The organism is Enterococcus hermanniensis, assembly GCF_001885945.1.
Lineage (GTDB): Bacteria > Bacillota > Bacilli > Lactobacillales > Enterococcaceae > Enterococcus_A > Enterococcus_A hermanniensis.
This window is the reverse complement of record NZ_JXKQ01000004.1, coordinates 184,793-197,427: the sequence shown is the minus strand read 5'-3', so window position 1 is coordinate 197,427 and position 12,635 is coordinate 184,793. Positions and strand designations below refer to the sequence as shown.

9 protein-coding genes, 1 pseudogene and 1 other annotated feature are annotated in these 12,635 nt (G+C 37.8%); of the genes and pseudogenes, 1 reads left to right on the top strand and 9 read right to left on the bottom strand.

Translation table 11 applies throughout. The features are described from left to right. Nucleotides 1–35 precede the first annotated feature (35 nt). From RV04_RS06370 to hisS, 3 genes are all read right to left on the bottom strand, one after another. On the bottom strand, nucleotides 36–914 hold the full coding sequence (locus RV04_RS06370; protein ID WP_071857702.1) for a YitT family protein: 879 nt from the start codon (nucleotides 912–914) through the stop codon (nucleotides 36–38). A 104-nt stretch (nucleotides 915–1,018) separates the two neighbouring features. After that, complete coding sequence (gene aspS, locus RV04_RS06365) at nucleotides 1,019–2,791, bottom strand: aspartate--tRNA ligase (protein WP_071857632.1); 1,773 nt, start codon at nucleotides 2,789–2,791, stop codon at nucleotides 1,019–1,021. Between the two features lie 78 nt (nucleotides 2,792–2,869). Continuing rightward, nucleotides 2,870–4,168: a histidine--tRNA ligase gene (gene hisS / locus RV04_RS06360; RefSeq protein ID WP_071857631.1), complete on the bottom strand. Its 1,299-nt coding sequence runs from the start codon at nucleotides 4,166–4,168 to the stop codon at nucleotides 2,870–2,872. A 56-nt stretch (nucleotides 4,169–4,224) separates the two neighbouring features. Continuing rightward, nucleotides 4,225–4,432: a binding site (T-box leader), on the bottom strand. A 177-nt stretch (nucleotides 4,433–4,609) separates the two neighbouring features. Between hisS and RV04_RS06355 the strand changes: the two are divergent. Further along, a pseudogene (locus tag RV04_RS06355) lies at nucleotides 4,610–5,565 on the top strand (aldo/keto reductase). A 75-nt stretch (nucleotides 5,566–5,640) separates the two neighbouring features. Here the strand turns inward: RV04_RS06355 and RV04_RS06350 are convergent. The 6 genes from RV04_RS06350 to RV04_RS06325 form a co-directional block, all read right to left on the bottom strand. Then, nucleotides 5,641–6,600, bottom strand: a complete 960-nt coding sequence (locus RV04_RS06350; RefSeq protein WP_071857630.1) for a D-2-hydroxyacid dehydrogenase — start codon at nucleotides 6,598–6,600, stop codon at nucleotides 5,641–5,643. Nucleotides 6,601–6,842: 242 nt separating this feature from the next. After that, nucleotides 6,843–8,282 (bottom strand): proline--tRNA ligase, encoded by a 1,440-nt coding sequence (gene proS, locus RV04_RS06345; RefSeq protein ID WP_071857629.1) that lies wholly within the window; start codon nucleotides 8,280–8,282, stop codon nucleotides 6,843–6,845. A gap of 315 nt (nucleotides 8,283–8,597) precedes the next feature. Next, nucleotides 8,598–9,449, bottom strand: coding sequence for a DUF368 domain-containing protein (locus RV04_RS06340; protein WP_071857628.1), 852 nt, complete (start codon nucleotides 9,447–9,449; stop codon nucleotides 8,598–8,600). A 158-nt stretch (nucleotides 9,450–9,607) separates the two neighbouring features. Beyond that, entirely contained in the window at nucleotides 9,608–10,174 is a 567-nt protein-coding gene (locus tag RV04_RS06335; protein WP_071857627.1) for an NAD(P)H-dependent oxidoreductase, read from the bottom strand. A 125-nt stretch (nucleotides 10,175–10,299) separates the two neighbouring features. Then, nucleotides 10,300–11,496 carry an acetate kinase gene (locus RV04_RS06330; protein ID WP_071857626.1) on the bottom strand — a complete coding sequence of 399 codons (1,197 nt, stop codon included), beginning with the start codon at nucleotides 11,494–11,496 and terminating at the stop codon, nucleotides 10,300–10,302. A gap of 45 nt (nucleotides 11,497–11,541) precedes the next feature. Beyond that, nucleotides 11,542–12,549, bottom strand: coding sequence for a class I SAM-dependent methyltransferase (locus tag RV04_RS06325; protein WP_071857625.1), 1,008 nt, complete (start codon nucleotides 12,547–12,549; stop codon nucleotides 11,542–11,544). Nucleotides 12,550–12,635 lie beyond the last annotated feature (86 nt).

Genomic DNA, 12,635 nt, shown 5'->3' with positions numbered 1-12,635 from the left:
TTCAATAAAAAAGTTGGGACAGACTGTCCCAACTTTTAATCCATCGATTCTTCGTAAAAGCGTCCCATAATTCGAACATTTTCAGATATACTCACAAAGGCTGCTGGATCGCTTTCCTTCATGACCGATTCTAATAATGGTAATTCAAAATGAGTAACTACGGTGAATAAGACCGTTTGCTTATCATGTTTATAGGCACCTTCTGCCTCATTGATGATCGTGATCCCACGACGCATATGTTCTTGGATTCCTGTGATGACTTTCTCTGGACACTTGGTCACAATCATCACTTGCATCTTACGTTGCTTCGTAAAGAGAGCATCGGTTAATTTACCACTCATAAAAATAGCCAGCGCTGAGTAAAACATATATTGCCAGCTGAACAACACACCGGCCATAAACATGATGATAACGTTGAAAATAATAGAAATCGAACCGACTGACTTACCTGTCCGTTTACGAATCGTGATACTTAAAATATCTAGACCACCTGAAGAAAGTCCATTCTTCAAGGCAAAACCAATCCCAACACCCATGATCGCTCCACCAAAGATGGCACAAATGATTGGATCATCTGTTAACGTCGTCTCTGGAATTATATGGATAAAAAATGATGTTAAAAACACGGTAATAAAAGTAAAAATCGTAAATTTGTGACCGATCTTAAACCAAGATAATACGAAAAGTGGCACGTTGATCAAAAACAATGTAATTGAAACAGGTACCGTATAGCCTAGCGCATTTTTAGATAATGTCGTCAAGATTTGGGCAAACCCGGTTGCACCACTAGAGTAAATATGTCCTGGTTGGTAAAAAAAGTTCACGGCAATCGCCGCCAAAAATGCATATACAACTGCGACAGATAAGCGAGTGGCATAATCGTGGTGTGGCCAATCCTCTATCTTCTTTTTCATCATGTAATTTCCGCCTCATTTCAAAAATTCACTCACATTATACGTATTTTCATGAAAAAAAGAAAGCACCTACCCTAGGGGAAGGCGCTTCTCTTAGTATTTTCTTATTCTTCTACGTTCGTAACATCAATACTTAGTTCATAAAGTTGTAATGGTGAGACGGTACTTGGTGCATCTGACATCGGATCGGCTGCTTTACCATTTTTAGGGAAGGCAATAACTTCACGGATATTATCTTCACCCGCAAGCAACATTGCAAAACGGTCTAATCCAAGAGCGATACCACCGATTGGTGGGAAACCATAGTCTAATGCTTCTAATAAGAAACCAAATTGTTCATTCGCACTTTCACGTGTAAATCCTAATGTTTCAAATACTTGTTCTTGTAATTCACGTGTATTGATACGTATTGAACCACCACCAAGTTCATAACCATTTAAAACAATATCGTATGCTTGGGCATAAACTTTTTCAGGATGTTCTTTTAAGTTTGGAATATCTTTTTCCATTGGCATTGTAAATGGATGGTGAGCAGAGACATAACGACCTAATTCTTGATCGTATTCAAATTGAGGCCAGTCAACGATCCATAAGTAATCGAAACGGTCTTCGTCGATCAGACCAAGTTCTTTACCAACTTTTGAACGAACCGCACCTAAAGCTGTAACAGCTGTTAAGAATTGATCCGCTGCAAACATCAAGACATCGCCAGCTTCAGCATTTGTTGCTTTTTTCAATTCATCACTAACGCCGCCCATAAATTTAGCGATTGGTCCTGTTAATTCGCCATTTTCATCCACTTTGATCCAAGCTAACCCTTTGGCACCAAATTGGCCAACAAATTGGCCTAAGCGATCCAATTCTTTACGAGAATATTTATCCGCTGCGCCTTTTGCATTTAAGGCTTTGACCACACCACCGTTGTCTGATGCCATACGGAAAACTTTGAAATCTGTCGCTGCTGCAATTTCAGTTACATCGATCAATTCCATATCAAAACGTGTATCTGGTTTATCTGAACCATAACGTTCCATTGCATCATCCCAGGTCATACGTGGGAATGGCAACGTCACTTCAACACCACGAACATCTTTCATTACTTGCGCAATCATTTGTTCGGTATATTCTTGAATTTCTTCAGCTGTTAAGAAACTTGTTTCGATATCGATTTGTGTAAATTCTGGTTGACGATCTCCACGTAAATCTTCATCACGGAAACAACGAACGATTTGATAGTAACGATCAAATCCAGCAGTCATCAATAATTGTTTTAAAATTTGCGGTGATTGTGGCAATGCATAAAAATGACCTGCATGGACACGTGAAGGAACAAGATAGTCACGCGCACCTTCTGGTGTTGATTTTGCTAAATAAGGTGTTTCGATATCTAAGAAGTCATTGTTATCTAAGAAACGACGTACAGATTGAGTCAAGCGATGACGCATGATCAAGTTTTTCGCCATTTTAGGACGACGTAAATCCATATAACGATATTTCAAACGGACTTCATCACTGATGTTTTGTTCATCTTCGATTGAGAATGGTGGTGTTTTAGCACTATTTAAAATCGTGATATCTTCGCCTTTGATTTCAAATTCACCAGTAGCCATCTTTTTATTGACAGAACCAGCATCACGACGAATAACCGTTCCAGTGATTTCTACAACATATTCACTACGGCATTGGTCCGCAATTTCCCAAGCAGCTTTTGATTCTTCAGGATTGAAGACCACTTGCACGATCCCTTCACGATCACGTAGATCGATAAAAATCAATCCACCTAAGTCACGACGTTTTTGCACCCAACCTTTTAGTGTTACTTTTTGATCTAAGTATTCTTCGGACACACGTCCACAATAAACCGTACGTTTTGCCATTGCTTTTATTCCTCCATTTTTATCTATCTAACAAATTCTTTAAAAGAAATTAGTTTTTTTCATTTCAATACAGTTTGATTAATCGATATTAGGCATCGTCATTTCATCATAAATACTTGCAAAGTCATGATAAATATCTGCTAGGGCAAATGTTTTTTCATTCCGTGTAGCAGAATCTTTCACATTGATCTGACCATTTGCTAATTCATCTTCCCCTAAAGTCAAGACTAACTTAGCGCCTTCTTTATCGGCTGTTTTAAATTGTGCTTTGGCTTTGCGGCTCATAAAGTCACGATCGGCAGAAAAACCAAAGCCACGAATCGCCTGAACAACTTTCAATACTTCCATATTTGTTGCTTCACCTAAACCAACAACGTAAGCATCCAGATTTGCAGCATCTGGAATCATAACTCCTTCTTGATCCAGTGTTAAAAGGATACGTTCGATTCCCATCGCAAAACCGATCCCAGGTGTTTCAGGGCCGCCAAGTTCTTCGACTAAACCATTATAACGTCCACCACCACAAATCGTTGATTGCGCACCCATACCAGCTGCATCACTCATAATTTCAAAAATCGTATGATTGTAGTAGTCCAGACCGCGAACCATGCGGTGATCAACTTCGTAAGCAATTCCTAAATAATCCAATGTTTTGGTCACATTTTCGAAATACTCTTTCGCATACTCACTCAAGTAGTCTAAAATACTTGGTGCTTTGGCTACAATTGGTTGGTCTTTACGATCTTTACTATCTAAAACACGTAAAGGATTTTCATGTAAACGACGACGTGAATCTTCACTTAGTTCTTCTTCATGCGCTTCAAGATAACTGATCAACGCTTCGCGATAATTGGCACGCGTTTCTTTGTCACCCAATGAATTAATAACTAAACGAATTTGGTTGATTCCCAATTGTTTGAAGAAATCCATCGCCATTGCCATTACTTCAACATCTAAAGTCGGGTTTTCACTACCAAAAGCTTCAACGCCAATTTGATGGAATTGACGTAAACGACCCTTTTGAGGACGTTCATAACGAAACATTGGTCCCGTATAATACACTTTATAAGGCTTCTTAAATTCCGGGCCAAACAATTTATTTTCAACAAACGCACGCGCGATTGGCGCAGTCCCTTCTGGACGAAGCGTCACATGACGTTCCCCTTTATCGTGAAAATCATACATTTCTTTTGAAACGATATCCGTTGTATCTCCAACACTTCGAGCGATGACTTCATAGTGCTCAAAAATCGGTGTACGGATTTCTTGGTATTGATAATCGCTAAACACTAAACGGGCCGTTTCTTCGACAAATTGCCACTTGCTGCTTTCTCCCGGTAAAATATCATTAGTCCCTTTTGGTCTCTGATAATTCATGTTAGATCTCCTTTTCTTTGTTGGTGCAGATAAAATAAAAAGCCCTCGTTCAAATGAACAAGGACGAAAATTTCGTGGTACCACCTATTTTTAAAAAAGAGCAGACTCTTTTTTCTCTAGCAATTAACGCTTGCGTAACGGAGCGGCTTTTCACGCGCTCATCTCCAGACTGTCTTTCAGTTACTTCCTACGAAATTGCTTTCAGCCAAGGCAATTTTTTCTGTACGTTTCTTCGTAACTTACTCGTTCCTTCTCAGATGTTTTTTATCTTCTATTACGCTACTAAAATTTACTATGAAAGTCAAGCAAAATTGAATTATTCTACCGGCTTTTAAAAAGGTTTTATCGCTTTTTATTTTTGTTTGTTATACACTTAAAACGAGCAAAGCGTTTTCAAATAAACTGGCTTATAAATTCTAACTCATAAAAGGAGTGATCGGTATGACAGATGTGCGAATCGGAAAATCACAAGTTTATAGTAGCGCTATAGGTTTAGGTACGAATGCCGTTGGTGGACACAATCTTTATCCTGATCTAAACGACGAAACGGGAAAAGAAGTCGTCCGTACGGCACTTCGTAATGGGATTACTTTATTAGACACAGCTTTTTCTTATGGTCGTGGTCAATCAGAAAAATTGATTGGAGAAGTTTTACAAGAAGCAGAATTCGACCGCTCACGTATTATCGTGGCAACAAAAGCCGCGCGTGATCCTGAAAAAGATGACAACTTTAATAACTCCCCTGAATTTTTAACTACTTCAGTCGAAACAGCCCTCCAAAGATTACAGACAGATTATATCGATATTTTTTATATTCACTTTCCTGATGATACAACTCCTAAAAACGAAGCAGTTGCTGCGTTACATAAATTGAAAGAAGCTGGAAAAATTCGCTCGATCGGCCTTTCTAATTTTTCACTCGAACAAATCAAAGAAGCAAATCAAGATGGTTTTGTAGACATCGTCGAAGACCACTATAGTCTCTTGCATCGCGAAATAGTCTCTTGCATCGCGAACATGAAAAAGAATTGCTTCCCTATTTAAAAGAAAAGAATATTCGTTTTGTTCCTTATTATCCGCTAGACTCGGGCCTACTGACTGGGAAATATAAAAAAGAAACGACATTTGATGAAACTGACCTTAGAAGCAACAACTCGGATTTCAAAGGGGAACGATTTAATGCGATCGTCGCAAAAGTTGAACAACTTCGACCTTTAGCTGCAAGTTATGATTGTACGATCACCCAATTGGTATTAGCGTGGTATTTAACCCATCCATTGATCGATATCGTGATCCCTGGCGCAAAACGACCTGAACAAGTAGCAGCAAATGCTCAATCCGCCGATATCCACTTATCTAAATCAGACTTTGATCGTATTGATCAATTATTTAAATAAAAAAGAAGCTGAAGCAAAAGTTACATTACTTTTGCTTCAGCTTCTTCTGGCAAATAAATAGTCAGTAAAGCTTTTTTAATTGACTACGTTTTTCGGTTGACCATCCAAAAATTGAACTACATTATCTAAGGCAATGCCCATTAAACGTGCTCGTGTTTCTTTTGCACCCCAAGCGATATGTGGAGTAATAAAACAATTTTTTGCAGTAATCAAAGGATTTTCTGAATTCATTGGTTCCTTAGAAACAACATCTACCCCTGCCGCATAAATTTTTCCTTTATTTAAAGCAGCTGCGACTGTGGATTCCTCTAACAATCCACCTCTAGCAGTATTGATCAAAATCACTCCGTCTTTCATTTTGGTGATTGCTGTTTGATTGATCATTTGTTGTGTTTCTTTCGTTTGCGGAACATGCAGACTAATAATATCCGCTCGTTGATACAGTTTATCTAACGAAACTTGCTCAGCCCAATCAGGAGCTTCTTTCGGGCGATGATTCCAAAAGATGACCTGCATGTCAAAAGCATGAGCAATTTTAGCTACAGTTTGAGCAATCGCACCATACCCAATCAACCCGATCGTTTTTGCCTTTAATTCAATCAACGGTGTTTTTTGATACGTAAAATCAATACTTTTTTGCCAATCACCTTGCTGGACCGATTCATTATGAAGCCCGACTTGATTGACAATTTCTAATAATAAAGCAAATGTAAATTGTGCAACGGCATCTGTACCATATGCCGGAATGTTCGTAACAGGAATGCCTCTTTTTTTTGCAGCCTCGATATCGACTACATTATAGCCTGTCGCGATTACTCCGATATATTTCAGTTGCGGCACTTGAGCTAATATCGTTTCATCGATTGGGGTTTTATTAGTCAAAATAACTTCCGCATCGCCAATTCGTTGAACGATCTCTTGTTTATCAGTGACGGAAGTACGTTCATACACACAGACGTCTCCCAATGATTCAAAATCTCCCCAACTTAAATCACCAGGATTTAATGCATAACCATCTAATACAACGATTTTCATTTATCTTCCTCCGAACGTTTACTTTCAATTTATTTTACTACCAGTTCTAAAATTCAAAAATATATTATAAAAAACAAGCCTGAGAGAATCAAATTTGATTCTCTCAGGCTTTAAGAAATTATCCGTTCAGACTCACTTTTGGAAAAATAAATTCCTAATCGTCTTGCATACTGGTGGCTGATTGTTTAAACAGTACTCGCATAACTTTTCTCTAATAAGTGAGCTGCTTCGGTTTTCTTCGATTAATAAGCGCGAGCGATCCAAACGGTATGCTTCGCAGGTTTTCCACTAACGATATCGACGGTTTTTTCAACCGGTGGGTTAAATGGAATATTTCGAGTCGTGAAGCCTGTTTCTTCTTTGATTTTGGCTTCAGTTTCTTCAGTACCATCCCAGCCAATCAAAACAAATCCTGGCACTTCACCAGCAGCTTTTGATTTTTCAATATGGGCTTTCAATTCATCTAATGTATCAATATCCGTATGCTCGTTTGCTTGGTAACGTGCCTTCGCACTTTCAAGCAGACGTGTTTGCATCGTATCTAATTGATCGATGATGTAGCCTTCGATACCATCTAATGAGACAGATTCTTTATCTGCTAAATCACGCATCTTAATCACTGCTTGATTATTTTCTAAATCACGAGGACCAAATTCAACACGCAATGGTGCACCTTTAAGTTCCCATTCATTGAATTTATAGCCTGGTGTATTATCTGTTGTATCGATACGAACGCGTAACCCATTTTCTGCTAATGATGCTTTTAATTCTTTCAAGCGATCTAAGATTTCAGGTTTCTTTTGCCATGGACCGACTGGTACTAAAATAACTTGGGTCGGAGCAACTTTTGGTGGCAAGACCAATCCTTGTTCATCTCCATGAACCATGATCAATGCACCAATCAAACGAGTTGAGATTCCCCATGAAGTTGTATAGGCAAATTCATGCTCATTGTTACGATTTAAGAATTTAATGTCAAATGCTTCCGCAAAGTTTTGACCCATGTAATGAGATGTTCCTGCTTGAACGGCTTTACCATCGCGCATCATCGCTTCTACTGAATAAGTGTCGACCGCTCCAGCAAAACGTTCAGATGGTGTTTTTTGACCACGGTATACTGGGATCGCTAAAGTATCTTCAATCAATTTTCCATAGGCTTCTAGAATTGACATCGTCCGTTCGCGAGCACTTTCTTCTGATTCATGGGCAGTATGACCTTCTTGCCATAAGAATTCAGACGTACGTAAAAACGGCATTGTTTTTTTCTCCCAACGGAAGACATTGGCCCATTGATTGATTTCGTATGGAAGATCACGATAAGAATTGATCCAGTTAGAAAAAGCATCACCGATCAATGTTTCAGATGTTGGACGTAATGCATAAGGTTCTTCCAATTTTTCAGTTCCTACTTCAGTTAACCAAGGTAATTCTGGCGCAAATCCTTCAACGTGTTCTTTTTCTTTTTCTAAGAAATGTTTAGGGATTAGCATAGGGAAGTAGACGTTACGAATATCTTGAGTCCGTAGGTATTTATTGAAATCTTCTTGAATGTGCTCCCATAATTCCCAGCCATCAGCCTTGAAGATGATACAGCCACGAACAGGTGAATAGTCCATTAAATCAGCTTTCTGAATTGTTTGTAAATACCATTTTGAAAAATCTTCTTTTTGTAAATTTGTCATACATGCTTCCTCCTAAAATAAAATAAAAAAACCGTTCCATCCCTACAAATGTAAGGACGAAACGGATAATTTCGCGGTACCACCTTGCTTGATCAAACATTGTTGATCCAACTTTCAGCTCTAATAACGCTAGAGACGCGTGTCATTTTCACGACAATCTTGCTTGGTAGGTTCACAAATCTCAGCGGGCGTGTTGATCTTTCAGCCGATGAATCAACTCTCTGAGGCCAATAAAAAATTCGTTACTAATCCAAGTGCTTAACATCATCTTATCGACTTCTCAAAAAAAAAGCAAGCCTTAAACAATTTATTTTTTTAACTTTCTGGAACATAGCGCTCTTCTAAACGGCTCATCCACCAACCTAAAGCGGCTCCTAGTACACATAAAATGGCACAACCGACAAAACCTAAAAAGCCGATACCACTATAATTTGTTGGAATGATCATGATGGTTGAAGCAAAAACAATTCCCAAAATAAAATGAAACATTGGCGCATAAAAACGATTGAATACCCAGTCCATGACTTTTGATAAACTCAAAACCGTGATCAATCCACCAATTCCGATTGGAATAATAACACCTAAATCAATCGATTTGAATCCATCTGCCATTGCTTTGTACATCCCCATATAAACTAAAAAATTTGAGGGACTAAGTCCTGGTACGATTAATCCTAAACCAATCAAAGCACCTGCGATCATCCAAGTGAAAAAATTTTGCTCAACGGTTCCAAATAAACTAGAACCTTGCCATAAAAACCAAAATCCTAGGACAAAACTGACAGCTAAGATAATCAGATCTTTCGTTGAGCGACCTTTTTTTCCAGCTTCTTTCCATAATGCTGGAACTGTCCCAATAATACAACCAACAAAAAACCATAACATGATTGTTTCGAATTGACCGAGTAAAAAACTGACTGCAAATGAAAGGATAAATACTCCCGCAATCCCGCCTAACCCTACTGGGATGAAAAAACGGACATTTTCTTTAAAATTTTTGGTGATGTGGGCTAAAAATGAAATAATTCGCTCATAGATACCAAACACGGCAGCTAAAGCGCCTCCACTAACACCCGGTAAAATAAATCCTGATCCGATGAACATGCCTTTGATGAAGCGTAAAAACCAATCGCTCTTATTAGGCGGTATAACTTTTTCGTTTTCCATAAAAAATAAGTTCCTCTTCTTTCTTGTATTTCTTTATTAGTGTAACGATAAAAAGACCGCGTTGCAATAGGCATCGTGTTACTATTAGTAAATAATCAAATTTCTTTTTACGGATTTAGTAACATTAAATCATCGTTATTTAAATATTCGTTTTAAGCCTAAAGTTTGCTATAGACACTTTCCAAATATGAACTTCTCTCTTTTTCACTCAACCGTTTCAGATTTCCTAAATGGTGCCACGAAATATTTTTTAATCCAATATCCGCTAACGTCGTAGTCAGTTGATGTTTGTAACTTCGTGTACAGCGTTGATCCAGGCTCTCCGTTGTTTGGTCTGATGTGGTAAAAACAACAACTGAATCCATCGATAATAGTGGTTGGATCCCATTTCCACCATCAAAAAAAGCGAATTCATTCAAAAGTACTTTATCAAGAAAGCCTTTTAAACTCGCAGGTGAGCTATACCACCAAACTGGAAAAATCAACACTAGCTGTGTCGTATCACGTAATAAATTCATATAATGTAAAACTAAGGGATCTAAAACTAATCCTTTTTGATACCCTGCTAATTCAGCCTCACACATGACTGGATTGAACCCATCTTGATTTAAATCGATCACTTGATAGATTTTTTGATCTGCTTCTAGTCCTTCAATTAGCTGTGCCAACACACTATGATTGAAACTTTCTTTCCAAGGATGATCGATAATCATTGTTGTTGTCATAATTAACTCCTTTTACCCTTTTCTTAAAAATAACATAGCAACATTACATTTAGATATCATTCTCATTTCAAACTAACGAATAAAAAAAGACTGGATCAATTATCAAATCCAGTCTTTTACTTATATTATTTACTTAAACGTTCCACATCACGAGCAATCATAACTTCTTCATCTGTTGGAATCACATAAATTTTAACACGAGAATTTTCAGTTGATAATTCTACTTCTTTTCCATGTGTTGCTTCATTGATTGTTTCATCGATTTCGATTCCAAACCAAGTCATTTTTTCTAAAACTAAATGACGAACTGGATCCGCATTTTCTCCGACACCAGCAGTAAAGACGATCGCATCGACACCATTCATGACAGAAATGTATTGAGCAATATATTTACGGATACGATCACAGTAGATATCCAATGCTAAAATCGCATCTTCATTTCCATCATCTGCTCCTTGCTCGATATCACGCATATCACTAGAAATACCTGTCAAACCATAAACGCCAGATTTTTTATTTAAGATATCGATCATTTCGTGGATATCTTCAATACCATCTTTTTCCATCAAATAAGGTAATAATGAAGGATCAATATCACCAGAACGGGTGCCCATCGTCACGCCAGCTAATGGTGTAAAGCCCATCGACGTATCGATTGATTTTCCACCTTCAACAGCAGTGATTGAAACACCATTGCCGATATGAGCCGTGATGATTTTTGTTTCTTCAATTGGTTTACCTAACAGCTCAGCTGCACGTTCTGAAACATAGCGATGACTTGTTCCATGAGCACCGTATTTACGTGCTGAATAGTTATCATAATATTCTTTTGGAATACTGTACATGTAACTTGTTGCTGGCATTGTTGTATGGAAAGATGTGTCAAAGACAGCAACACTCGTGATATTTGGTAAAATATGACGGAACGCTTTAATTCCCATCGCATTGGCTGGATTATGAAGAGGTGCAAATTCACTCAATTCTTCGATTTTTGCTAAAACATCATCATCGATCACAACTGAATCTTTAAAGTATTCACCACCAGCAACAACACGGTGGCCAACGCCTGTAATCTCATCAAATGAAGCAATGATTTTTAAATCGATCAATTGATCTAATAACATTTGAACAGCAACTTCATGATCTTCAATATCAAGAACTTGTTCAAATTTTTGTCCTTCTCCGTACTTAATTGTAAAGATAGAATCCTTAAGACCGATTCGTTCAACGATTCCTTTTGCTATAACTGATTCTTTAGGCATTTGATAAAGCTGCCATTTCAGACTTGAACTACCTGCATTGATTGCGATTGTTTTTGACATTTTAACTCTCCTTTATAATTGAAATGCTTTGCTCTTCAGAGCCTTTTATAAATTAGAAGACTTCCAGTCCTCGAATTTTTTGAAAAATTCTGTTACATTGGTTGGATTCTTAAGCGATGGTAAATGGACAAGCAAGACTTTTTCTGCTTGTTCCGCTGTTTCTCCTTTTTTCTGTAACAATAAAATACTTTTACGTGAATGTTCTGACTTGAATAATTCATCGGGTAATTGAATGATGCCTTGTAAAAAGACCTCATCTTTCAGCCATTTTTGCAATAATGGTCCTTGTTCCGTTTCAAGAAAGTTACTTGGCACTAAAAAGAGGCCAAATCCATCAGGTTTTACATAATTCATCGCTTGTTCGATCAATAAATGATGCGCATAACTATGCTCTTTCTCGGAATGGGTCATAAATTTTTCAGCTTGCTGATCATTTGGATAATAGCCAACAGGTAGATCACTAACTACATAATCTACAGGGTCAACTAACAAGTCTTGCAAGCTATCTTGATGGAACAGTTTTACTTCTTCTCCCACTAGCAAACTATCCGCAGCTGCAATCGCTAAAAGGGTCTCATCATTATCCACGCCAATACCTTTTACAGAATAGTTGGCCGCTTGCAGATTAATGATAGTCGTCAATAAAAGATTACCCATTCCAGCGGTTACATCTAGGATGCTTAACGGCTGTTCTTTTTTCAAGGTCAATTGCTCAATCAAAAAGACAAATAAAAAGCCAATACTATCTGGCGTCAATTGATGATTTGGCTGTAAATTTTCTGACATTGATCCTTTTAACAAAATCAATTGCGTTAGTTTACGCCATTCTTCCTTTTCTAATTCTAAGGATAAAAGCTCTTGATATAACGCTTCTACTTTTTCAACAGTAGCTACATTGGGTTGTTGATCAATCACACGTACTTTTGCATTATCCACTAAGTTCTCCGTATTTTCGATGTAAGCGTCAAAAAATGAAGTTCCTAGTGATTGTTGCAATGTGACGATCGCTTCTTCCATCAAAGAAAAAGCTGTTTCTAATTTTTCCGGATTCATCTTGCACCTCACATACTATATAACACTCACGATACCTGTTCTATTTTAGCGAACATATTCAAATTAATCAATCGCTTTCTTTTTTT

Excerpts from the sequence above, each read along its gene's own strand:
- RV04_RS06370 (WP_071857702.1), bottom strand. The coding sequence starts at position 914 with ATGAAAAAGAAGATAGAGGATTGGCCACACCACGATTATGCCACTCGC.
- aspS (WP_071857632.1), bottom strand. The coding sequence starts at position 2,791 with ATGGCAAAACGTACGGTTTATTGTGGACGTGTGTCCGAAGAATACTTA.
- hisS (WP_071857631.1), bottom strand. The coding sequence starts at position 4,168 with ATGAATTATCAGAGACCAAAAGGGACTAATGATATTTTACCGGGAGAA.
- RV04_RS06350 (WP_071857630.1), bottom strand. The coding sequence starts at position 6,600 with ATGAAAATCGTTGTATTAGATGGTTATGCATTAAATCCTGGTGATTTA.
- proS (WP_071857629.1), bottom strand. The coding sequence starts at position 8,282 with ATGACAAATTTACAAAAAGAAGATTTTTCAAAATGGTATTTACAAACA.
- RV04_RS06340 (WP_071857628.1), bottom strand. The coding sequence starts at position 9,449 with ATGGAAAACGAAAAAGTTATACCGCCTAATAAGAGCGATTGGTTTTTA.
- RV04_RS06335 (WP_071857627.1), bottom strand. The coding sequence starts at position 10,174 with ATGACAACAACAATGATTATCGATCATCCTTGGAAAGAAAGTTTCAAT.
- RV04_RS06330 (WP_071857626.1), bottom strand. The coding sequence starts at position 11,496 with ATGTCAAAAACAATCGCAATCAATGCAGGTAGTTCAAGTCTGAAATGG.
- RV04_RS06325 (WP_071857625.1), bottom strand. The coding sequence starts at position 12,549 with ATGAATCCGGAAAAATTAGAAACAGCTTTTTCTTTGATGGAAGAAGCG.